This is a genomic window from Sphingopyxis sp. BSNA05 (assembly GCF_013265645.1).
Classification (GTDB): Bacteria; Pseudomonadota; Alphaproteobacteria; order Sphingomonadales; family Sphingomonadaceae; genus Parasphingorhabdus.
In genome coordinates this window covers 18453-41791 of record NZ_PYIA01000027.1, presented here as the reverse complement: position 1 = coordinate 41791, position 23339 = coordinate 18453, and the positions used below count along the sequence as shown (strand labels likewise).

General features: G+C 58.5%; 17 protein-coding genes, 1 tRNA gene and 6 pseudogenes. 16 read left to right on the top strand and 8 right to left on the bottom strand.

The features are described 5' to 3' along the window. Window positions 1-453: pseudogene (locus C8024_RS03495) on the bottom strand (ABC transporter permease); the annotation flags it as partial. Beyond that, a pseudogene (locus tag C8024_RS03490) lies at window positions 450-1174 on the bottom strand (ABC transporter ATP-binding protein). The pseudogenes C8024_RS03490 and C8024_RS03495, both read right to left, overlap by 4 nt. Window positions 1175-1191: 17 nt before the next feature. On the opposite strand from C8024_RS03490, the gene C8024_RS03485 reads away from it, so the two are divergent. From C8024_RS03485 to C8024_RS03450, 9 genes and pseudogenes are all read left to right on the top strand, one after another. Then, window positions 1192-2025, top strand: coding sequence for an arylesterase (locus C8024_RS03485; RefSeq protein ID WP_367947131.1), 834 nt, complete (start codon window positions 1192-1194; stop codon window positions 2023-2025). Window positions 2026-2067: 42 nt separating this feature from the next. Further along, window positions 2068-3271, top strand: a pseudogene (locus C8024_RS03480) (toxic anion resistance protein). A 6-nt stretch (window positions 3272-3277) separates the two neighbouring features. Next, window positions 3278-3706 carry a hypothetical protein gene (locus C8024_RS03475; RefSeq protein WP_173202957.1) on the top strand — a complete coding sequence of 143 codons (429 nt, stop codon included), beginning with the start codon at window positions 3278-3280 and terminating at the stop codon, window positions 3704-3706. Continuing rightward, window positions 3652-3990, top strand: a complete 339-nt coding sequence (locus C8024_RS03470; RefSeq protein WP_173202956.1) for a hypothetical protein — start codon at window positions 3652-3654, stop codon at window positions 3988-3990. Before C8024_RS03475 ends, C8024_RS03470 begins: the two co-directional genes overlap by 55 nt. Before the next feature lie 160 nt (window positions 3991-4150). Next, a pseudogene (locus C8024_RS03465) lies at window positions 4151-5079 on the top strand (IS1595 family transposase). Continuing rightward, window positions 5072-5320, top strand: coding sequence for a hypothetical protein (locus C8024_RS03460; protein WP_173202955.1), 249 nt, complete (start codon window positions 5072-5074; stop codon window positions 5318-5320). Before C8024_RS03465 ends, C8024_RS03460 begins: the two are co-directional and overlap by 8 nt. Continuing rightward, a complete protein-coding gene (locus C8024_RS03455; RefSeq protein ID WP_173202954.1) occupies window positions 5317-5568 on the top strand; it encodes a hypothetical protein in 252 nt (83 codons plus the stop codon). The genes C8024_RS03460 and C8024_RS03455 overlap by 4 nt, the downstream gene beginning before the upstream one ends. After that, complete coding sequence (locus C8024_RS20835; protein ID WP_254305521.1) at window positions 5496-5837, top strand: P63C domain-containing protein; 342 nt, start codon at window positions 5496-5498, stop codon at window positions 5835-5837. Before C8024_RS03455 ends, C8024_RS20835 begins: the two co-directional genes overlap by 73 nt. Next, a complete protein-coding gene (locus C8024_RS03450) occupies window positions 5729-6064 on the top strand; it encodes a P63C domain-containing protein (protein ID WP_254305519.1) in 336 nt (111 codons plus the stop codon). The genes C8024_RS20835 and C8024_RS03450 overlap by 109 nt, the downstream gene beginning before the upstream one ends. Window positions 6065-6268: 204 nt before the next feature. Here C8024_RS03450 and C8024_RS03445 read toward each other — a convergent pair whose 3' ends face one another. Continuing rightward, window positions 6269-6529 (bottom strand): DUF1902 domain-containing protein, encoded by a 261-nt coding sequence (locus C8024_RS03445; RefSeq protein WP_173202952.1) that lies wholly within the window; start codon window positions 6527-6529, stop codon window positions 6269-6271. A 394-nt stretch (window positions 6530-6923) separates the two neighbouring features. On the opposite strand from C8024_RS03445, the gene C8024_RS03440 reads away from it, so the two are divergent. From C8024_RS03440 to C8024_RS03430, 3 genes are all read left to right on the top strand, one after another. Further along, window positions 6924-7538 carry a carboxymuconolactone decarboxylase family protein gene (locus C8024_RS03440; protein WP_173202951.1) on the top strand — a complete coding sequence of 205 codons (615 nt, stop codon included), beginning with the start codon at window positions 6924-6926 and terminating at the stop codon, window positions 7536-7538. After that, window positions 7522-8793 carry a cytochrome P450 gene (locus C8024_RS03435; protein ID WP_173202950.1) on the top strand — a complete coding sequence of 424 codons (1272 nt, stop codon included), beginning with the start codon at window positions 7522-7524 and terminating at the stop codon, window positions 8791-8793. The genes C8024_RS03440 and C8024_RS03435 overlap by 17 nt, the downstream gene beginning before the upstream one ends. A 118-nt stretch (window positions 8794-8911) precedes the next feature. Continuing rightward, entirely contained in the window at window positions 8912-10972 is a 2061-nt protein-coding gene (locus tag C8024_RS03430) for a catalase (RefSeq protein WP_173202949.1), read from the top strand. A 158-nt stretch (window positions 10973-11130) separates the two neighbouring features. Here C8024_RS03430 and C8024_RS03425 read toward each other — a convergent pair. Together C8024_RS03425 and C8024_RS03420 are read right to left on the bottom strand one after the other, a co-directional pair. Beyond that, window positions 11131-11204, bottom strand: a tRNA-Gln gene (locus tag C8024_RS03425). A 58-nt stretch (window positions 11205-11262) separates the two neighbouring features. Beyond that, on the bottom strand, window positions 11263-11925 hold the full coding sequence (locus tag C8024_RS03420) for an SOS response-associated peptidase (protein WP_173202948.1): 663 nt from the start codon (window positions 11923-11925) through the stop codon (window positions 11263-11265). Between the two features lie 113 nt (window positions 11926-12038). On the opposite strand from C8024_RS03420, the gene C8024_RS03415 reads away from it, so the two are divergent. Further along, window positions 12039-13151: a Ppx/GppA phosphatase family protein gene (locus C8024_RS03415; protein WP_173202947.1), complete on the top strand. Its 1113-nt coding sequence runs from the start codon at window positions 12039-12041 to the stop codon at window positions 13149-13151. Next, the gene (locus tag C8024_RS03410) at window positions 13148-13822 is read left to right on the top strand and encodes an RlmE family RNA methyltransferase (protein ID WP_100094527.1); all 675 of its coding nucleotides are present in this window, start codon (window positions 13148-13150) and stop codon (window positions 13820-13822) included. Before C8024_RS03415 ends, C8024_RS03410 begins: the two co-directional genes overlap by 4 nt. Here the strand turns inward: C8024_RS03410 and C8024_RS03405 are convergent. The 3 genes from C8024_RS03405 to C8024_RS03395 form a co-directional block, all read right to left on the bottom strand. Further along, entirely contained in the window at window positions 13819-14604 is a 786-nt protein-coding gene (locus C8024_RS03405; protein WP_367947130.1) for a DsbA family protein, read from the bottom strand. The genes C8024_RS03410 and C8024_RS03405 overlap by 4 nt on opposite strands. A gap of 85 nt (window positions 14605-14689) precedes the next feature. Then, a complete protein-coding gene (locus tag C8024_RS03400) occupies window positions 14690-16042 on the bottom strand; it encodes a M48 family metalloprotease (RefSeq protein WP_173202962.1) in 1353 nt (450 codons plus the stop codon). A 164-nt stretch (window positions 16043-16206) separates the two neighbouring features. After that, the gene (locus C8024_RS03395; RefSeq protein WP_173202946.1) at window positions 16207-18960 is read right to left on the bottom strand and encodes an Rne/Rng family ribonuclease; all 2754 of its coding nucleotides are present in this window, start codon (window positions 18958-18960) and stop codon (window positions 16207-16209) included. A 521-nt stretch (window positions 18961-19481) separates the two neighbouring features. On the opposite strand from C8024_RS03395, the pseudogene C8024_RS03390 reads away from it, so the two are divergent. Together C8024_RS03390 and C8024_RS03385 are read left to right on the top strand one after the other, a co-directional pair. Continuing rightward, window positions 19482-20725: pseudogene (locus C8024_RS03390) on the top strand (N-acetylmuramoyl-L-alanine amidase). 75 nt (window positions 20726-20800) lie between these two features. Further along, window positions 20801-23328, top strand: a pseudogene (locus C8024_RS03385) (penicillin-binding protein 1A). The last annotated feature ends 11 nt before the right edge of the window (window positions 23329-23339 follow it).

Sequence of the window (23339 nt, the reverse complement as noted above, 5' to 3'; positions counted from 1 at the left end):
TTTCAATGCCAGCCGCTGCATCAGGGCAGGGGTGACATAGATGTCCTGAGGGCCGGGTGCTGAGACCCTCTGGCCATTTTCGAGCGTGAAATTGCCATAGAGAGGGTAGGCGTCATCGACGCCTTTCAGTTCGACCAGTTGCGTGTCGCTGCCGTCCGGCAGTCGCGCCATCGCCTGCATCCGCAGCGTTTCGGACAATGTGCCAGCCTGCTTAAGGGCCGCGAGTTCCTCGCTGGTCGCTTCGCGCTGGGCTACCGCAATCTCCAGATCGCCGCCCAAAATCGCCTGCCCGCGATTGGCCAGTTCTTCGGTGATCGCGTTGGTCAGGCTTCCAATGGCCGCCAGCGTGGCAACGCCGAGGAACAGGCAGATGATCAGCAGCCGCAGCCCGACGAACCGCCCCCGCAGATCGCGGCGGGCAATGGTCCATGCCTTGCTCAGTTCAGCGCTCACGCGGCGCTGTCCCGTTCGATCAGGCCGTCGCGCAATTCGATAATCCGGTCGCAGCGTTTGGCCAGTTCCGGATCATGGGTGATGATCAGCAGGGTTGCCGATGTGGCTTTCTGGCGATCAAAGAGCAGGGCGATGATTTTTCGCCGGTGGTCCCGTCGAGGTTACCGGTGGGTTCGTCGGCGAAAATGATGGTCGGTCGCGATGCCATGGCGCGGGCGATCGCGACGCGCTGCTGTTCGCCGCCGGAAAGCTGGGTCGGGTAATGGCCCAGCCGGTCGCCGAGACCGACCGCAGTCAGTTCTTTAGCCGCAATCTCAAAGGGATCGGGCTGACCGTCCAGTTCGAGCGGTACCGCGACATTTTCCAGCGCGGTCATCGTGGGAAGCAGGTGAAAGGCCTGCAATACAATGCCGACCCGTCCGCGTCGTGCAACCGCCAGCTGATCTTCGTTCATCGCGCCAAAATCAGCGCCCGCAATATTCACCGAGCCGCCGGTTGCCTGTTCCAGACCGGAAAGGATCGCCATCAGCGATGATTTTCCCGAACCCGAGGGGCCGAGCAAGGCGACCGTCTTGCCCTCCTCGATTGAGAGATCGATGCCGCGCAATATATCGACACGGGCGTCGCCTTCCCCCAAAGACAGGGTGACATTCCGGGCTGCAATCGCGATATGGGGTTCAACTGTGGCGGCGTCGCTCGTTGCGGCGTTTTTCTGGATCATGGGGGTAAGGATATCCGATGTTGAAGAATTTGGTCTTATATGGGTTCACGCTGGCGTTTCTGCAACTTCTGATCGCTTGTGGCCCTGCAGCCGACGAGCAGCAAGCTGTTCGAGAGGACGTAGCAGCGGGTCCGGCGGACAGCAGCGGCGATCAATCGGCACCGACCGAGGAGGCCGAATTTCTCGTCGTCGCTTTTGGCGACAGCCTCTATGCCGGCTATGGTCTGGACCAGAAAGAGGGCTTCGCTCCCGAGCTTCAGGCAGCGCTGAAGGCCGCTGGCAAGGATGTTCGGGTGCATAACGCCGGTGTCTCGGGTGACACCACGGCAGCAGGGTTGCGGCGGATGGATTTCGTGCTCGACAGCCTGCCGCGGAAACCGGATCTGGTGATATTGGGACTGGGTGGCAATGATCTGCTGCGCGGCCTGAAACCGGCGGATACCCGGGCGAATATGGAAGCGATGGTCAAGAAGCTGCAGGATCGCGGCATTGCCGTCATGCTAACGGGCATGCTCGCTCCGCCCAATCTTGGCGCGCAATTTACCGATGAATTCAATGTCATCTACCCTGCACTGGCCAGGAAATATGATGTCGCGCTCTACCCGTTTTTATGGACGGAGTGCTTGGAAATCCAGAGCTTTTCCTGCCTGATGGCCTGCATCCTACCGCCGAGGGCATCGATATCATCGTCGGCAAGATCACGCCGCAGGTGGCGGAATTGCTGGAAGGCTGAGCCTTGTTGGAAATTGGAAGAATTGGAAGCATGTTGCACCGTGCCGGAAAAACTGTATTATTTTACTAATACACTAGTGGAAACGCTTGAAAAGCGCGGCATTTGCATCCATTTATAGAGAAAGCCCCGCACTGGTGCCGGGGCAGGGAGGCTGAACAGCATGGCGACCGAAACTATCACCGCGACCGACGAACTGAAACTGACTCCGCCTGATCCGGTGGTGCCCGTCGCGCCCGAAAAGGCCGCTGGCCTGGTGCCGGTCGGTGACGAAATAAAGTCGAAACTGGAAGAAAAAGTAGACAGTTTTATCGACGATCTGATCGCGCAGGACGAAAATAGCCCCGAATTCGGCAAAAAGTGGACCAGATCACGAATATGGGCCGCAAGGAAATCGCCGAAGCGGCAGGCCAGTCCAACCGTTTTCTCGATCGCCCGATCCGGACGATGGACGAGGAAAGCGGTATTGGCTCCGATCTCGCCGAGTTGCGGCGGACGGTCGAGGACCTCGATCCCGGCAAGCGGGGCAATCTGACGACCAAGAAGAAGCTGTTCGGGATCATCCCCTTCGGCAACAAGATGCGCAACTATTTCGACGGCTATAAAAGCGCGCAGGGCCATATCGGCTCGATCCTCGACCGGCTTCGTTCCGGCAAGGACGAATTGTTGATGGACAATGCGGCGATTGACGTCGAGCGCAAGAATCTGTGGGCGGCGATGGGCCGGCTCGAGCAGATGATCCATGTGTCCAAGGTCATGGACCAGAGGCTGGAGGACAAGGCCGCCGAACTGGACGCGACCGATCCGGCCAAGGCCAAGGCGATCCGCGAAAGCGCGCTTTTCTATGTGCGTCAGCGGACCCAGGACCTGCTCACCCAGATGGCGGTGACGGTGCAGGGCTATCTCGCCCTCGATCTGGTAAAGCGCAACAATGTCGAACTGGTCAAGGGCGTCGACCGGGCCAGCACGACCACAGTGGGCGCGCTGCGCACCGGTGTGACCGTGGCCCAGGCGTTGACCAACCAGAAGCTGGTTCTCGACCAGATCAGCGCGCTTAACACCACAACAGCCGGCGTGATCGACAGCACCAGCGAGATGCTGAAAACCAGACCGGCCAGATCCACGAACAGGCCGCGTCGTCGACCATCCCGCTGGAAACGCTGCAACGGGCGTTCCAGAATGTCTATGACACGATGGACAATATCGACACGTTCAAGTTGAAAGCATTGGAAAATATGAAAGCGACGGTCAACAGCCTGTCCGGTGAGATAGAGAAGTCTAAAGGCTATATCGCGCGTTCCGAGGGGCAGGCGAAGGCGCAGCTGGAAGCGCCGTCCGAAAACCCCCTGTCATCGCTGGAGGTATAGCGCCAGGTGCCCGAATCCAATCAGCAAATCTTTGACAGCGCGGCGCGGGCGCTTCGCGATTCCCAGTTCCGCCGCTCGATCGGCAATCGCTCGCACAAGCTGAAGCAGGGCCATTTCTTCAAGAAACTGGGCCGCGCCGCCTTGTGGACTGTGGGCGTGCTGGTCGGTGCGAGCATCGTTGGCGGGATTTTGAGCGGCATCGGTTTCTGGGGCGTGATGATATCTGCCGGACTGATCGCTGGCGGTATCTGGGCCTCGATGAAATTTCCGAAGATGAAAATGCCGACACCGGAGACGATCCTGAAGTCCGATCTCAAGTCGCTGGCCGGCAAGACCGAAATCTGGCTGGAAAACCAGCGTCCGGCTCTGCCGCGCCGGCGGTGCAGATCGTCAACGGCATCGGCGTCCAGCTGGACATGCTCTCGCCGCAACTGAACAAACTCAACGAGGGGGATGCTGCGGCCTACGAGGTGCGCAAGCTGGTCGGCGAGCATCTGCCCGAGCTGATCAACGGCTATCGTGCGATCCCCGCCTCCATGCGCAGCAAAGCGACTGATAGTGGCAAATCGCCGGACGAACAGCTGATCGGCGGTCTGACCCTGATCGAAAAGGAAATCGCTGGCGTTACCCAGCAGATCGCCAAGGGCGACATCGACAATCTGTCGATCCGTGGTCGCTATCTTGAACTCAAATATGATCAGAGCGCTGAAGCGGAATAGCGCCAGTCCAAAGGCTCATAGCTGATCTCGGATCGTGCGGCATCGCGAGAGATTCTAACCGCTTTGCCCTGTCTGAGAAGCTATGATAGAGGCGGGACCTATATATTTAGCTAGCCACGATTGCGCTTGACTAGCCGTGCTGTTTTGGCTAGTTAGGTTCATGCTCGAAAAGCAGCCAGAAACGATCAGCACTTTCGAGTTCTTCAATTGGTTCCCTGATGAGGAATCGGCTCGCAAGTATTTTGAAACCAACCGCTGGGGCGATGAGCCTAATTGCGGCCACTGTGGCAGCACCAATGTTGTCGAGTGCAAAATCATAAGCCAATGCCTTATCGCTGCCGTGATTGCCGGAAGCATTTCAGTATCCGCACCGGCACAGTATTTGCCGAAAGCCGTTTGCCGCTTCAAAAATGGTTGATGGCCATCTTTATGATGACCAGCGCCCGCAAAGGTATGCCCTCAACCCAAATGGCGCGTGAACTTGGTATCACTCAAAAGTCAGCTTGGTTTCTCGCACAGCGCATTCGCGAAACGTGGTTTAAGGTTGCCAGCGACGACATGGGGCCGAACGTCCAAGTTGATGAAACATTCATTGGCGGCAAAGAGGCCAATAAGCATAGTGACAAGCGCCTCCACCAGATTGGTGGTAAGGGCGGCAAAGTTGCTGTTGTAGGCGTTCTACAAGACGATGGCGACGTAAGAGCAGAACCAGTGCCAAATACTCAATCCCATATGCTGCAAGGCTTTGTTCGCGCCCATGTCGAGGCTGGCTCAACGGTCGTCACGGACGCATATCACTCTTACAAGGGCCTGAAAGACGCTTACACGCACAAAATCGTCAATCACTCGGTAGGCCAGTATGTCAAAGATCAGGCCCACACGAACGGCATTGAAAGCTTTTGGGCACTGTTAAAGCGGGGACACTACGGCATCTATCACATGATGAGCGCCAAGCACCTTCACCGCTATGTCAACGAATTTGCATTCCGGCACAATACAGCCCAAATTGGTACTATGGGATTTATCAACATGACAATCGGTCAGATGGCCAACAAGCGGCTTACCTATAAGGAAGTGATCAGTGGCTAAAGACGACAAGATTATTGAGCCGATTAACGCTCCATTTGATGCGGTGGCTAAGGCCATGGCGCCAACAATCAGGGGTGGCGCCAACAATGAGCTTCCAGTGGCACTTTATAGCGGTGTATTGCCAATTGGCGGCGTCGAATTGGATTGTGCCGTTCTTGAAGATGGCACACGCGCCTGTCGGAACGCGCAGTCCACCGCGCTTTTGGTAGCAAACGCGGTGGGTCGCACTGGAAAAGAATGAAAGAGAATGAGGGGGGCGCCAACCTACCGTCTTTTCTCTCTGCGAAGAATCTTGAGCCTTTCATTTCTAAGAGCCTTGTTGCCGACCTGATTGAGCCGTTGCAATACCAGTTAACCAAGGGTGGAGCCGCGGCGAATGGCATCAAAGCTGAATTGCTACCGGACATTTGTGGAGTATGGTTGGCCGCGCGCGCGAGGATGAACTGCACTCATCGCAAGAGCATCTTGCAAAACAAGCCGAAGTATTGATGCAAGCATTTGCTAAAGTTGGCATCGTCGCGCTGATTGATGAGGCAACTGGCTACCAGTTAGACCGTGCGCATGACGCCCTGCGCTTGCTCTTGGGAAAATACATCGCAGAAGGTCTGCAAAAGTGGATTCATACCTTCCCAGATACGTTTTTTCCGAACTGGACCGTCTTTACGATAATCCCACAACCACGTCTCGCAGCCGTCCCCAATATTATGGCCGGTTCATCAATAAGTACGTCTACGACCCGATTGAGTACGGTTACGTGAAGGCGGAATTAGACAAACTAAACATTACAGATGAAGGCAAGCGGAAGGCACGGTTTCACCAATGGCTTACCGATGAGGGGCGAACAATACTAACCCGCCAGATAGGCAAGGTTGAAGGTATTATGGAAATGTGCGACGATATTGATCACTTCAAGACGGTAGCTAAGCGGCGGAAAGCAGTCACGGTAGCGCCATATCTTTTCGACGAAATGAACCGGATTATCTAGCCGCTTATCAGAAATCTTCACCAAAAATACCGGCTTGTTTTAGAATATTATTGGCCGATATTCTTGACTTTAGATTTCTTTGAACGACGAATCGGGTCATCGAATGGGGCTTTGCCAAAGTTCATGGCTTCCCTTCGCTGGTTTTACATACTCGCAATCATGCGCCCGCAGTTTCTTAATCAAATCCCTGCGGTAATCCGCCATTTATGCAGGAATTAATACGCGGCGTTTAGCCACGCCCTGCGCGGCGATGCATACCGGCATATCAAATGCTTCGTGCGATGGGGGTAGCATGCCGTTTTCTTCTAGAAGAATAGGAATTAATTCCCCTACTTCATCCAGCAGCTTCATTAAGTCTTTGTGCTCCGAAACTAGTCCTGGAACATCATCACTGGTCGCCACCCATACCTTAGCATCATCGTCAAATTCAGCTTTGACCATAACGGAGTCTGGTGCTTTGATCATATTAGTTTTTACGCCTTTCTATGTTGGCAAAATAGCCAACGGCCCCTGTCACCGGCCTGAACGAACGAGTCAGATATATGAGTAAAAGGTAAAAATGCAAATAACAAAATTACAAAGGGGGCATGGCCACTTTGTTAGAATATAACATACTGCGGATGTAATCTAAGATTCTTAAGGACTAACCAAAACATCGAGTGTGGCTAGTCAGGTATATAGGTCCCGCAGAGGCTAGCGGGCGGCAACCTATAAAAGTCCGATTTAGCCCGCAGATATGATCCGAACATTCCAGGCCATGCCGTGCGCTCGCCCGATCCTTCTCCAATTCGACAGTATCGGGACGCGCAATAAAGCTTAGCATAGGCAAAAATATCATTGCCAGATTGGAGAGGATCGGATGAGCCGGATATCGAAGCTGCCACCGGAGGATTGGGATCCGCGGATACGCGATGCCGTGAACCCCGATGCGGCTACCGATCTCGAGCAGGGGCTGGTCCGCTATTTCGCCCATTGCCCCGAACAGGCGCTCGGGCTCATGCAATTTGGTGGCGCGCTCAAGACGGGCCGCAGCCTGCCGGAACGGCTGGTCGAACTGGTCCGGCTGCGCATCGCTTTCTTCAATCAGTGCCGCAGCTGCATGGCGATCCGCTATAGCGACGCGGTCAATGACGGCGTTGACGAAGGCGCGGTCTGCTCGCTGGAGAAGCCGCAGGAAGCGGATAACCTGAGCGACGCGGAAAAGGCGGCGATCCATTATGGCGAGCTGATTGCCACCGATCATCTGGCGATTGATGATGCCGTCCATGCCGGTCTGCGCGAATATTTCAGCGAAGCACAGATTGTTGAACTGGGCATGACCTGCGCCTTTTTTGTCGGCTTCGGCCGGCTGGCGGCGACCTTTCACATGGTCGACGAACTGCCCGAGGCGTTTCGGAACGCCCAGACCATTGCACCATGGGGTGAAGAAAAATTCAGCTACGTTAGGGAGAAAGAATATGGCGACCAAGGCTGAACTCGATATCAATCTGCTCGATGTGGAAACACAGCAATGCCCATATGATGCCTACAAGACCTTGCGCGAAGAGGCGCCGGTCTACAAGCAGCCGGGCACGGATATCTATGTGATCACCCGTTATGAAGATGTGCGCCGCGTCCTGCTCGATCCGGAGGCCTTTCCGAGCAGCCCGAAGAAATTTGCCGCCTTCAGCAAGACCGGCACCACCGAACGGCAGCAGGTGGTGCAGCGGCGGTTCGAGGAAAATGGCTGGCTGCCCGAGCCAACCTTGTCGAGCCGCGATGATCCCAATCACAAACAGATGCGCGCGATGTTCAACGAGGCATTCAAGCCGAGCAAGATCAAGACGATGGATCCGCTGGTCGAAAATCTCGCCTACGAGCTGATCGACGGCTTTATCGAGGACGGCCAGTGCAACTGGGTCAGCCAGTTTGCCGTGCCCTTGCCGCTCTATATCATCGGCGAACAAATGGGCGCGCCGCGCCAGGACATGTGGAAAATCAAGCGCTGGACCGATGCCTTTTTCCAGCGGATTTCGATGATGCTCGACGAGGAATCCGAGCTGGAAATGGTCGAACGCGAGATCGAGGGGCAGCATTATTTCCATCCCATTTTCGAGCGGCTGCGCAAAAGTCCGGATGACAGCCTGCTCAGCGAACTGGTCAACCGGGTGATCGAGGAATGGGGCAGGCCGCTCAACGACAATGAACTGCACGCCGAGATGATGGCCGATACATTTGTCGGCGGCAGCGAGACGACGACCAATGCGCTGGCATCGGGGGTCAGGCTATTGATCGAGAATAAGCATGTCTGGGAGCAGCTGAAAAGCGATCCCGACAAATATATGAAGACTTTTGTCGAGGAAGTGGTGCGGCTGGAATCGCCGGTCCAGAGCCTGATGCGCTTTGCCGGAGAAGAAGTGGAGATGCACGGCGTCACCATCCCCAAGGGCAGTTTGATCAATGTCCGCTATGCTGCAGCCAACCGCGATGAGAGCGTGTTTGAATGTCCGGAGAAAATCGACCTCGAGCGCAAGCGGGCCGGCGCGCACATGGGTTTCGGCTCCGGTGTCCACCATTGCCTCGGCGCACCGCTGGCCCGGCGCGAACTGATCTGGGGCTTTACCGCGGTGGTCGACCGGTTCGAGGATATGTGGTTTATAGAGGGCAAGAATGATTTCGCCATCCACCCGCATTTCCTGCTGCGCTCGCTGAAGGAACTGCATATCGGTTTCACGCCCAGGGTGAACTGATCCTGCCGCTCCGGCGCGCGGCACCAACCTGAAATATTATCGGCTGTTCCGGTGAACCATCTTGCTCAAGCTGCGTAGGTTTGAGTGAAGAGATGTGTCCCCAACAAAGGAAAAGCCCATGAAAGACCTGAAATTCGGCGAGAATGGCGAGCCACGCCAGACCGCAACCGGCGACGATGATATCATGACCACCCAGCAGGGTATGCCGGTATCGGACGACCAGAACAGCCTGAAAGCCCATGCCCGCGGCGGCACCATGCTGGAAGACCAGGTCATGCGGGAAAAGATTTTCCACTTCGATCACGAACGGATTCCCGAGCGCGTCGTCCATGCGCGCGGCTATGGCGTTCACGGTCATTTCGAACTGACCGAGGCGATTCCGGAACTGTCCAGCGCCGATATTTTCCAGCGCGTTGGCGAAAAGACGCCTTTATTTTGCCGCTTCTCCACCGTCGCCGGCAGCAAGGGCTCGCCCGATGTCGCGCGCGATGTGCGCGGATTTGCGGTTAAATTCTATACCAAAGAAGGCAACTGGGATTTGGTCGGCAATAATATTCCGGTGTTCTTCATCCAGGACGCGATCAAGTTCCCCGACCTGATCCACTCGGTCAAGCCGGCGCCGGATCGGGGCTTCCCGCAGGCACAGAGCGCGCATGACAATTTCTGGGACTTTGTCACGCTGAGCCCTGAATCGATGCATATGATCATGTGGGTGATGTCCGACCGCGCCATCCCGCGTTCGCTGCGCTTCATGGAGGGTTTCGGCGTCCATACCTTCCGTCTGGTCAACGCCGACGGCAAATCGCATTTCGTCAAATTCCACTGGAAACCGAAGCAGGGCATGCAGTCGGTGGTCTGGAACGAAGCGCTCAAGATCAACGGCATGGACCCCGATTTCCACCGCCGCGATATGTGGGATGCGGTCGATTCCGGCGACTATCCGGAATGGGAACTGGGCGTTCAGGTGTTCGACGACAAGTTCGCCGACGAGTTTGAATTCGACGTGCTCGACCCGACCAAGCTGATTCCGGAAGAACAGGTGCCGGTGAAGATCATCGGCAAGATGGTGCTCGACAACAATGTCGACAATTTCTTCGCCGAGACCGAGCAGGTCGCTTTCTGCACCCAGAATATCGTGCCCGGCATCGACTTCACCAATGATCCGCTGCTGCAGGGACGGAATTTCTCCTATCTCGACACGCAGCTGAAGCGGCTTGGCAGCCCCAATTTCACCCATATTCCGGTGAACGCGCCGAAATGCCCGGTGCGCCACTATCAGCAGGACGGCCATATGGCGATGACCAATCCCAAGGGGCGGGTCAATTACGAGCCGAACAGCTGGGACGAAGGCGAGGGGCCCCGCGAGGATCCGGCCAAGGGTTTCAAAAGCTATCCGGAAGAGGTGGACGGCACGAAGCAGCGGGTCCGCTCCGAGACTTTTGCCGACCATTATAGCCAGGCCCGGCAATTCTATATCAGCCAGACCCCGATCGAGCAGGATCATATTGCCGCCGCCATTACCTTCGAGCTTTCCAAGGTGGGCAAGGCTGCGATTCGCGAACGCATGGTTGGCCATCTGCGCAATATCGACGATGATCTGGCGAAAAATGTCGCCGACGGCATCGGCATGGACAAGCTGCCCGAAAAGATCAAACCCGCGCGCAAGCCGGTCGACGATCTGCCGGTATCGGATGCGCTCAGCATGCTCAAAAACCCGCCGGAAAGCTTCTCCGGTCGCAAGCTCGGCATCTATATCGCCGAAGGCGGCGATGCCGATCTGGTCAAGGCGCTGAAAAAGGCGGTCGAGGATGAAGGCGGCACCACCGCGATCATCGCGCCGCATGTTGCCGGCGCGAAATTGTCCGACGGCAAGATTATGCCGGCTGACGAGAAGATCGACGGTGGCCCGTCTGTTGTGTTCGATGCGGTTGCTCTTGTCATGTCGGAGGATGCAGCGCAGAAACTGGCGGGCAACAAGCCGAGCCAGGACTTCGTCAGCGACGCCTTCGCCCATGTGAAGTTCATCGCCTATTCCGAAGGCGCGATGCCGCTGCTGGAAGCGGCGGGTATCGCCGACAAGATCGACGACGGTGTGGTGGAAATCGGAGCGAAAAAGGACGCTGCGGACTTCCTCACCCAGTGCAGGCAATTGCGTTACTGGGACCGCGTCTCGGGCTAGACGCGGGCTTCATCCGCAGCGCTGAGGCGCAACAACAGAACCGTCGAAGCGGCAAGCGATCATCCGTTTGCCGCTTCGATGCGTTTCTGGCCTAATGAAATAGGCAGAAACGGACTATCAAAGCGCTGTCGGCGCGAAACGCATGATATGGGAAAAACTGGATCCCCCGTGAGGATTCGAACCTCAATTAACGGAGTCAGAGTCCGTGGTATTACCATTATACGACAGGGGAATGCCGGTGCGCGGGGCAATAGGCATGGAGATGGCCGGGGTCAACCCTTTTGGTGGTCTTATTCTGCGATTGGTTGCAGCAGTTCGGGACCGTTGTTGCGGTTGCTGTTGACCAGGCTGGAAATTGGCGTCGTTGCGAGTTCGCCCTGAAAGCTTTTCGTCAGCTTTTCCGCCTCTTTCCAGCCATCATCCATCCAGATGTCGACGTCGGCCCGTTCGAGAATGGCCGGCGCGCGGTCGTGAATAGGGGCGAAGGCGGGCGGCGCGGCGGTGGTGATGACCGCATAGCTGTTGATGCCGAGCCGGTCATTATGCGTCCACAGGCCGGCGAGCAGCATTGGCTGGCGATCGCCGCGCTCGACCTTATAGGGGGTCTTGGTTGTACCGTCGCGCTGCCATTCGTAGAAGCCGGAGACCATGATGATGCAGCGATTCTGCTCCAGCAGCGGCTTGAACGAGGGCTTCTCGGTCAGCGTCTCGGCGCGGGCGTTGATCATATTGGCGGCGAATTTCGTGTCTTTGGCCCAGTGCGGCACCAGCCCCCAGCGCATCAGTTCCAGCGACCGGCCACCCTCGCGGTTGACGCATACGGGAACGCTCTGGGTCGGGCAGATATTATAGTTGGGCTGGAAATTGCTGTCGGGAGGCGGCTGGACGATCGCCAATATGTCGCGATATTCCGCCCAGGTCAGTTCTTCGTGGCTGAATTTGCGGCCGCACATGATATTTTCCGTTCGACTTGGTTACCGCCCCTTGCGTCTCTGCTGCTGCGGCGTTATCTTCACCGGCAAGTACCGGCGGTATTATCCGATCCGGAGAACATAAGAGTACGGTTATGGCGGATCAAGCATCCCCATCGCCGCTAGATACAAAAGGCGGATCATCCGCAAGGAAATCCCGCCCGAAACATGCGGCGACACATAATGGACAGAGTCGGGTTGCGCCTCCTGTTCACGCAGGCAACGGCCGCTGGCCCAAGTTGCGGTCCTATGCAGCAATCGATCTGGGAACCAACAACTGCCGGTTGCTGGTGGCAAAACCGTCTTCCGACGGCTTCATTGTCACCGATGCCTTTTCGCGCGTTGTGCGACTGGGCGAAGGACTGGTCGAATCCGGAAAGATCAGCAGTCGCGCCATGGACCGGGCGGTTGCCGCTTTGTCGATCTGCGCCGACAAGCTGCGGCGTCGCAATGTGACCTTGGCCCGCTCGGTGGCCACCGAAGCCTGCCGGCGTGCCAGCAATGGCGACAAATTTATCGAGCGGGTACGGCGGGAAACCGGCATCGCGCTCGACGTGATTACCGCAGAAGAAGAAGCGCGGCTGGCGGTTCTCGGCTGCCACATCCTGCTCGAACCGGGCGAGGGGCCGGCGCTGATCTTTGACATAGGCGGTGGCTCGACCGAACTCGTGCTGGTCGATACCAGCGGCTCGGCACCGGAAATTCTCGACTGGCAGAGCGCCCCCTGGGGCGTGGTTTCGCTGACCGAGAGCGAGAAATTCGACGGCGATGACCCGGCAGCGCGCCGCGCCGCCTTCGCTGCCATGCGGGCCCGGGTCAGCGACAGTTTTGCCGATTTCGCCGCGCGCTTGCCGCGGCTGGACCAGTGCGATTATCGCTTGCTCGGCACGAGCGGAACCGTGACCACATTGGCGAGCCTGCACCTGAAATTGCCCCAATATGACCGCAAGGTCATCGACGGTCTCATCGTTCCCACGGAATCGATGCGGGAAATCAGCAATATGCTGGCCCATGCCTCGCCGCAGGAACGGGCCGATATCCCGTGCATCGGCCGCGAACGCGCCGATCTGGTTGTCGGCGGTTGTGCGATACTCGAATCGATTCTCGATATCTGGCCCGCCAGCCGTGTCGGTGTAGCGGATCGCGGTATCCGCGAGGGCATTTTGCGCTCGCTGATGTCGGCAAACGAGCGGAGCGCGGTCCGATGAGCCGGGGCAGGTCAGGAACCAGGCAGAAGGTCAAGACCGCCAAGGGCCGGAAGATCGGCTCGACGCGCTGGCTCGAGCGGCAGCTCAACGATCCCTATGTCAAGCAGGCGAGAGCGGAGGGTTATCGCTCCCGTGCAGCCTATAAGCTGCTGGAGCTGGACGAGCGTTTCAAACTGGTGCGCAACGCCAAGGCGGTGGTCGATCTCGGCATCGCGCCGGGTGGCTGGTCCCAGGTGATGCGCAAATTTGCGCCCAAGGCCGCGGTCGTGGGTATCGATCTGCTCGACGTCGATCCGATCGAAGGGGTCACCATTTTCAAGATGGATTTCATGGATGATGCCGCGCCGGATCTGCTGATCGAAGCGCTCGGCAGCGCGCCGGATCTGGTATTGTCCGACATGGCTGCCAATACGGTCGGCCACCAGCAGACAGACCATTTGCGGACCATGGGACTGGTCGAGGCAGGCGCCTATTTTGCGGTCGAAAATCTTCAGAAGGGCGGCGCTTTTGTGGCAAAGGTTCTCGCCGGCGGTACCGACAACGAACTGCTGACTTTGCTCAAGCAGCATTTTGACGTGGTGAAGCACGCCAAGCCGCCGGCAAGCCGCAAGGGCTCGTCCGAATGGTATGTGATTGCCCAGGGGTTCAAGGGCAGGGCGGACGACGCCTAGTTGGCGGTGCGCGCCTTTGCGACCATTTCCTTCAGGCCTTCAAAGCCGACCGCGCCGACTTCCGACTGGTTGCCGACGACCCAGGCCGGGGTACCAGTGAAGCGCAGCTGCTGCGCCGCTTCGATATTGGCCTGGATTTCCTGCTTGGCTTCCGCCGAGGCGATGAAGGCACGCGCAGCCGCCATGTCGAGGCCGACTTCATTGGCGGCAGCCGCGATGGTCGAGGGTGTCGGACGCCCGGTCGCGAACATGGTCTTGTGGAAGGCGTAATATTTGCCCTGCTTGGCCGCGGCCAGCGCCATCAGCGCAGCATCATTGCTCGATTCGCTGAGAATGGGGAGTTCGCGGAACACGACCTTCACATTCTTGTCCTCGGCGATCAGCCTGGCGATGTCGCGCTCGGTCTGCTTGCAATAGGGGCAGTTGAAATCGGAATATTCAACCACCACCACATCGCCATCGGGATTTCCGGCAAAGGCATTTCCGGCGAACGGCTTTTCGATTTCTGCCCGAATAGTATCGATCGCGCCGGCCTTCTGGCGGTTCTGCAATATTTCAACCGCCTCGGGAATGATCTCCGGATTGTTGAGAATATAGTCGCGGACAATGGCCTCGATCGCTTTCTGTTCCTGGGCATTGATACCTGCCGCCAGCGCGGCTTCGCTGGCCGCTTCGGTCGAGGCGCTGCTGCCGGTCTGCCAGAACCAGACACTCACTGCTGCCGCTATGGCCAATCCGCCACCCGCCATAATCATCCACTTTCTGTTTGAAATGTCGTCCACAATCGGGTTCTTTCCTTGAAGCATGGCAATGGCCATGGCTGTCGGGCTTGTCCAGTCCAAATGGCCCGGACCCGCGCATCACGCCCTAGCGGCGACGGCTGTTCTTTTCAAATTCGGCTTTGGCGATAAAGGATATGTCCTGGGCCCGGATCCAGTCCGGGCTGTTCTCCGGGATGCCCGACATGGCGATCTGGGAACTGCGAATGGCGCCGGCATAATTGCGCTCCAGCAATGCGCTCTCCGCCGTCGCCAGTTGCGCGCGCGCAATATCGCCCTTCTGCGAATAGACCACGCCCAGCTGATACCATGCGAAGGGATTGCGGTTGTCCTTGTTCACGGCGGCTTTCAGCACCTGGGCGGCCTCGTCGAGATATTGCGGATCTTCCGTGGCGATCAGGGCATGGCCGAACAGGCTGGCGATCAGCGGCTGGTTGTTGGTCAGTTGCACCGATTTGCGCAGTGATTTCAGGGCGCCGTCGGGATTGCCGGATTCGAGCAGGATCTGTCCGTGCAGTTCCAGAAAATAGGGATCGTTCGGCGCCGACTTGAGCAGATTATTGGCTTCGTAGAGCGCGCGGTCGGGATAGGCGCTCTTGTGCCAGGCATAGGCGCGCGCATAGCGGGCAGGGACCGACTGGTCGCTTTCGGGATATTTGCGCAAGGTCACCGCAGGGTCCGAGGTAAAGCCGAGCAGCTTGGCCTTGACCCGCTGGAAGCGGGCTTCGATCTGCGGGTCGGATGGTTTGTCCCAGGCGGGATCCTTTTGATAGACGTCCCTGAGCAGGGTTACGCGTTCGCCGGACAGCGGATGGGTCCGCCCGTAGCTGTCCTCCTGCGGGATGCCGAGACGGAATTCGTAATTCTGCAATTTCTTGAAAAAGTCGATGGAGCCTCTGCCGGATATGCCCGCTGCGCCCAGATAGCGGGCACCGGCCGAATCGGCCGAGCGTTCCTGTACCCGGCTGAAGGCGAGGAACTTGCCCATCGCCGCTTGCTGGCCGGCGGCCAATATGCCCATGCCGGCGTCACCGGCTCCGGCAGCAATGGCTGCGGCGCCCAGCACCAGGCTGAGAATGGTTATCCCGGTTGCGGTTTTCGCGCCTTCGTCAAAGCGGATGATATGTCCGCCGGTGATATGGCCGAGCTCGTGCGCCATCACGCCTTGTACTTCATTGGCGCTGTCGGCGGTCTCGATCAGGCCGGAATAGAAATACATGCGCTGGCCGCCCGCGACAAAGGCGTTGATCTGGCTGTCGTTGATCAGGATGACCTCGACGTCCTTGGCATCCAGTTCGGATACCGCCACCAGCGGGGCCACCATGTCGGTGAACAGGGCTTCCGTTTCGGCGTCGCGCAAGATCGACTGGGCGACAACCGGCTGGACGGCGATCGATATTATCGCCAGAAATGCAACCATCAGACGGGTCAGCCGGCCCATGGCAGGCAGGCCGATGCGGGAAAATGAAACAGCAAGAAAATTGCGCATGAAATTCCTTAGCATGAAAGTCTGGCGGGAGTCCTTTCTCCTGACACTAGCTGTCTGAACAGTTGATGAAAAGCATGGCCTTCCCGCCGGAAACATCCGGCGGGAAGCCTATATCGTCAATCAGCCGAAGGTGCGTTGCCACCAGCCTGACGGGGTGAACCGTCGCTGGATTCCTTGGCGTCGCTGTCGGACGTTTTGGCTACGGCCTCGTCCTTGGGCTTGGCTGCCGCTTCGTCCTTGGGCTTGGCCGCTGCTCTGGGCTTCCGAGGCTTGGCCGGTGCCTTTTCCTTGGCGTCTTTTACCTTGGCCTCTTTCGGAGCTTCGGTTGCCGCCTTGTCCGACGTTTCCGCGCTATCGGCCTTTTTCGCCCGTGATCGCGGCGCCCGTTTTACCGGTGCCTTTTTCTCGGGAACGGCATCAGCGCTTTCGCCTGTGGCTTCAGCAGCAGGCGCATCGGCTGCCGGCTTGGCCTTGCGCGGGGCGCGGCGCCGCTTCGGCTTTTCTTCGGCCGCTTCGGCATCCGGCTCGGTGCTTGCCGCTGGCTGCTCGGCCGGGGCTTCACTTTTGGCAGAGCGACGTCTTGTCCGCGGCTTGGCCTCGGCTTTTTCCTCACCGGCGGTTTCGGCTTCCGCTACCGGCGCAGCATCCGCCTTGCGGGCGCTGTTGCGACGCGAGCGCGGCTTGGGCTTGTCGGCCTGCTCACCGGCATCCGCATCCTGCGGTTGCGCGGTCGCTTCGCCCTTGTCGCCGCCCGAGGCTTCGCCGCCATTGTCAGCCGAATTCTGGCCGCTGTTGTCGCCATTATTCTCCGCCGTGCCGGCTTCGCCGCGATCACCGCCGCGATTCCGTCTGCCGCGCCGACGCCGTTTGCGCTTCGGCCGTTCTTCGCCGTCGTTGCGGTCGCCGCGTTCCGGACGCTCGCCACGTGCCTCATTTGCATCATTGTCCGCCTCGTCGACCTGATCATCATCGTCATCGTCGATGATGGGCTCGAACTTGGGCATATTTTTCGGCGGACTACCCGAGGTCTGGATGTCCATCCGTGCGCCTTCGGTCTCGCCGTCGGGGACAATTTCAATAGAGACGCCGTAGCGTTTCTCGATGTCCTCGATTTCGTGCCGCTTGCTGTTCAGGACATAGATGCACGCTTCCTGGCTGGTGCGCAGGGTGATCTGGCTGGCCTTGCCCTTGGCCGCTTCTTCTTCGAGCAGGCGGAGTACCGACAGCGCCGCAGAGGATGCCGTCCGGACCAGTCCGGTGCCTTCGCAATGCGGGCAGACTTTGGTCGATGCTTCAAGCACACCGGTGCGCAGGCGCTGGCGGCTCATTTCCATGAGGCCAAAGCTGGAGATGCGTCCAACCTGAATCCGCGCGCGATCGTTTTTCAAGGCATCGCGCATCGCCCGTTCGACTTTGCGGACATTGCCGTTGCGGTCCATGTCGATAAAATCGATCACGACCAGGCCGGCCATGTCGCGCAGTCGCAACTGACGTGCGATTTCGGCGGCGGCTTCCATATTGGTTTTTACAGCCGTCGCTTCGATACCATGTTCGCGGGTCGAGCGGCCCGAGTTGATATCGATCGAGACAAGAGCCTCGGTCGGGTTGATCACCAGATAGCCGCCGGATTTCAGCTGCACTTCCGGCGAGTACATGGCCGAAAGCTGGTCCTCGACGCCATAGCGCTGGAACAGCGACACCGGATCGGCGTAGCTCTTCACCCGCTTGCTGTGGCTCGGCATCAGCAGCTTCATGAAATTCTTGGCTGCGGTATAGCCGCTTGCCCCTTCGACCAGCACTTCCTCGATCTCGCGATTGTAAATGTCGCGGATCGCGCGTTTGACGAGATCGCTGTCGCTGTGGATCAGGCTTGGTGCCGTCGCGCTCAGCGTCTTCTCGCGGATTTCGTCCCAGAGACGGGCGAGATAGTCAAAGTCGCGCTTGATTTCCGGCTTGGTGCGCGAAAGACCGGCGGTGCGGACGATACAGCCCATGCTGGTTGGCAGCTTCAGGTCGGCGATGATCGACTTCAGCCGCTTGCGATCGCCGGCATTGTTGATCTTGCGGCTGATGCCACCACCGTGCGAGGTGTTCGGCATGAGCACGCAATAGCGGCCGGCCAGGCTGAGATAGGTGGTGAGCGCAGCGCCCTTGTTGCCGCGTTCTTCCTTGACGACCTGGACGAGAACGACCTGACGGCGCTGGATAACGTCCTGAATCTTGTAGCGTTTGCGCAGAGCCATGCGCTTCTGGCGCGCCTGGTCGCTGGCTTTGGGCATGCTGCCTTTGCCGCGTCCCTTTTGCCGGCCCCCGCGACCGCGACGGCCACCGCTCTTGCCCTTGGATTCGCCAGTGTCTTCGGAGGAATCGTCTTCGGAATCATCATCCTCGTCGTCATCTTCGTCGTCGCCATTTTCTACCGGGATTTCGCCTTCGGTAACATCGATCGTGTCGACGCTTTCGTCCTGGTCGACTTCGACGAGCGCGGTGTCGAGCTCTTCGGTGGCTTCGCTGCGCACCATGTCGGCGGGCGCGTCATCCTCTTCCTCTTCCTGGGCGCGCAGGGCTGCTTCTTCAGCCGCATGTTCGGCTTCCTCGGCGAGCAGGGCTTCGCGATCTTCTCTCGGAATCTGGTAATAGTCAGGGTGGATTTCGGAAAAGGCCAGAAACCCGTGACGATTTCCGCCATAATCGACAAATGCCGCCTGCAGCGACGGTTCGACCCGGGTAACTTTTGCTAGATAGATATTGCCTTTAAGTTGTTTGTGCTCGGAAGATTCAAAATCGAATTCCTCAATTTTGTTTCCCTTTACGACCGCCACCCGGGTTTCTTCCTGGTGGCGCGCGTCGATTAGCATGCGCGTAGTCATTCAATAGTCTCCTGGCAGGGAGCGCCGGATCAGAGCCCGGCGGGTCCATGCAATATAATGGGGATGACGTTTTCGTGCGCGCGTTCCTTTGATGAGGGGCGGGCGTCGTCATCCGGTTGATTTGAAATATTTCAGATAAAAATGTGTCTGCAACAACCGCATGGCTCTGGCCGTTAGCCAAAGTCTTTCCGCCCATGGAAGCGCCTCCGAAACGGAGAGCCTCTAAGCCGGAGATTTCATGCCTCATGTTGCGTCAACCTGGTAGATGCCGAATGATTTTCGGCATTTAGACGAACCGTTTCCGGATTCTTTCCGAAAGGTTCAAACAGGCTGCTAGCACCGCTCGCGCTGATCGGCAACACAAACTGTGACCGGGGGTAAACATCTCTGCGGATTCCGCGCTCCGCCGAAACGTGCCTAATGCGCCGTTAACCGCGTCATTTTACGGCGCCTTACGAAAGCATCCTTAATGCCGTCTTCACTCCAATATTCGGGGTGAAATCAGCAGGACGCCGCGATCTATGAAAATTGACTGGACCAAAAAGGCACAGCGGATGCATAAGCGGACCATGGCACTGGCAACAATTTTGGCATCGGCACTGGTCAGCATTGCTCCAGCGCATGCAGGCTCTGTCAGCCGCATTGAAGCCAATGGCTCGCAAATCACCATCTCTTTCGATGATCTGGTCGAGGGGGCCTCGGCTTTTTCCCTGATCGGACCGGACCGTATTGCGATTGACGTGCGCGGCGGCAAGGCCGGACGCGGCGGCTCCGCGACCGGCATCGTCAAGTCGGTGCGCCAGGGACAATATAATCCCAATACCGCCCGGATCGTATTCGATCTGGATCGTCCGGCAGTGGTCACCAACGGCAGCTTTTCGAAAGATGGCAGAAGTCTGAAACTGAGCCTGCAAGCGGTCGGCCAGAACCAGTTGGCGAGTGGCCGGCTGTCCTTCCTGCCGCCGACGCAGTTTCGCGCCGAACCGCCGAAAAAGAAATATAGCGTGAAGGTGCCGCTCGGAAAACCGCGCGATTCTGTCCGTCTGCCGAAAATATACGGGCCCAGCGATCCCAGCCGGCCGCTGGTTGTTATCGATGCCGGGCATGGCGGCCATGATCCGGGCGCAATCTCGCCCCATGGCGACGCGCAGGAAAAAATGTGACGCTGGCGATTGCCCGGGCGATCCGAGACCGGCTGGTGGCCGGGGGGCGGGTGCGGGTGGCGCTGACCCGCGAAAGCGACGAATATCTGGTGCTCGAAGAGCGTTACGGCATCGCGCGCAGACTCGACGCCGATCTGTTCATGTCGATCCATGCTGATGCCGCTGGCAGCGAGACAGCCTCCGGAGCCACAGTCTATACCTTGTCGGAAGTCGCGTCCGACCGCGAAGCGGCCAAGCTGGCAGCGCGCGAGAACAAGGCCAATATCATCAATGGCGTCAACCTCGGTGGAGCGAACCAGGACGTGTCGTCGATCCTGATCGACCTGACCCAGCGCGAGACCATGAATGTCTCTGCGGATTTTGCCAAATTGCTCCACCGCGAGGGCAGCCGGCAGATGGCGTTCCGCAAAATACCGCACCGCTATGCGTCCTTTGTCGTGCTCAAGGCACCTGACACGCCTTCGGTATTGTTCGAAACCGGCTATCTGACGAACAAGAACGATGTGGCCTTTCTCAATTCCCGTCAGGGCCGCAGCAAGGTCGCAGCCGGTGTTGCCAGCGCGATCGAGTCGCATTTTGCCCGCAAATTGGCGATGCGCTAGAGCAACGAGGCGGGACACGCTTTTCATCGATAATCGCTGGAAAATGGTTGCGAGCCGGTTTAGATAGCGCAGCCTATGGTAAATGATGCGTCAGATACGGCTGGAGAAAGTCTCGCCTACAAGCTCGAACGAAGCACGGGCAGTTTTTTCGAGCGGATCGAAAGATTCTGGCAGAAGAAATGGTTTCGGCTGCTTGTCGCTTTTCTCGCGCTATGTGTGCTGGGCTGGCTGCTGATCTGGCTCATTTTCGCCCGTGATCTGCCCGATGCCACGGCGCTGCAATCCTACGAACCGCCCTTGCCGACAATGGTCCGCGCCTATGACGGAGAACCGGTGCACAGCTATGCCCGCGAACGGCGCGTGCAGCTGGAATATTCGGAATATCCGGCGCTGCTGGTGCGCGCCTATCTGGCCGCGGAAGATCGCACCTTTTTGAACATGGCGGGCTGGACTATCCCGGTATCGCGACCGCGATGGTCACCAACATCACCCGAAGCGGCCGGCCCGTCGGTGCCTCCACCATCACGCAACAGGTGGCGAAGAATCTGTTGCTGAGCAGCGAGGTCTCCTATCGGCGCAAGGTCCGTGAAGCGATTCTGGCCTACCGGATCGAGGATGTGCTGACGAAAGAAGAGATTCTCGAACTTTATCTCAACCAGATTTTTCTCGGTCGCAACGCTTATGGCGTGCAGGCTGCCGCGCAGGCTTATTTCGGCAAGGATGTCGATGCGCTGACGCTGCATGAAATCGCCTATCTGGCGATCTTGCCCAAGGGACCGTCCAACTATCGTCCGGAAGTGCACGAGCAGAGGGCGATCAACCGGCGCAATTGGGTGCTCGGCGAAATGCTGGAAAATGGCTGGATCACCGACGCCCAGCATAAGGCCGCGATCGCGCAGCCGCTTGGCGCGATTTCGCGTTCCGGTCCGCGCTTCGAGCGGGTCGGAGGCTATTTTATCGAGGAAGTCCGGCGCCAGCTGATCGAGCAATTTGGCGAGAATGAAAAGGCAGGCCCTTATAGCGTCTATTCCGGCGGCCTCTGGGTGCGCACATCGCTGAACCCCGAACTGCAGGAATATGCCAAGGACGCCCTGCGCGGGGGCTTGCTGCGCTATAGCAGAGGCAAGGGCTGGAGCGGTCCGATCAACAAGATCGAGATGGACGAGCAATGGGCACAGCGTCTCGCGTCGACCTTCATCAATACCGATTATGCCAACTGGCGGATTGCCGTGGCCATCCGGCGGACCGGTGGCGGCGCAGAAATCGGCTTTACCGACGGGACCACGGGGCGGATAAATTCCGTTCCGGGCGCCTTGAAGGCTGGAGACATTATCGCTGTCAGCCCGCAGGGTGGCAGCAGCTACCGGCTCGAAAATGTCCCGGAAGTTTCGGGCGGCATGGTGGTGCAAAATCCGCGCAACGGCCGGATCTGGGCGATGCAGGGCGGATTCGACGACCGGATGAGTTCGTTCAACCGCGCGACGCAGGCGGAACGGCAGCCCGGTTCGACGATCAAGCCCTTTGTCTATGCGACTGCGCTCGACCATGGCATGACACCTGCCACATTGATCGCCGACAGCCCGTTTTGTGTTTACCAGTCCGCTTCGCTTGGCCGCAAATGTTTCCGCAATTTCGGCAATTCGCGGGGTGCCGGCGAGCAGACCCTGCGCTGGGGCGTCGAACAGTCGCGCAACCTGATGACGGTGCGCGCCGCCAATGATGCCGGCATGGAAAATGTCGTGAAAACGATCAAGACCATGGGGATTGGCGAATATCAGCCCTATCTCGCCTTCGCCCTGGGTGCTGGCGATACCACGGTGATGAAACTGACCAACGCCTATTCGATGCTCGCCAACCACGGGCGCGAACTGAAGCCGACGGTGATCGATTTTGTCCAGAACCGGCAGGGCGAGGTGATTTTCCGCGCCGACAAGCGGGTCTGCGATAAGTGCAACATGAGCGACTGGGACGGCGAGCCGATGCCGCGTCCACGCCCCGCCGGAAAACAGCTGATGGACCCGATGACCGCCTATCAGATGATCGATATCCTGCAGGGTGTGATCACCCGCGGCACCGCGCAAAATCTGAAAAGTCTCGACCGGCCGCTGTTCGGCAAGACCGGAACGTCCAGCGGCCCGACCAATGTCTGGTTTGTCGGCGGTTCGCCCGACATGGTCGCCGGCGTCTATCTCGGCTATGACCAGCCGCGCAATATGGGCGGCTATGCTCAGGGTGGCACGCTGGCCGCGCCTGTCTTCCGCCGCTTCGCCGAACGGGCGATGGCGGGCATGCCGAAAACTCCTTTTGTCGCGCCGAAGGGCGTACGGATGGTGCGCGTCGATCGCAAGACCGGCAAGCGCATCTTTGGTGGCTGGCCCACCGACGATCCCAAATCAGCGGTGATCTGGGATGTATTCAAGCCCGAAACCGAACCCCGCCGGTCGATCCGCAAGGACGAGCTTCTGGCAAGGCTGGAAGCCCGCAAGGCGCAATTGCTTGCCGAGCAGGCCGCAGCGCGGGCCCGGGCTCTGGAAGCCAGCCGTAACCGCGGGCCGGCGCAGAATGACGACGAATTCCTGCAGGCTGAAGGCGGCATTTATTAGCGCCGCACGGT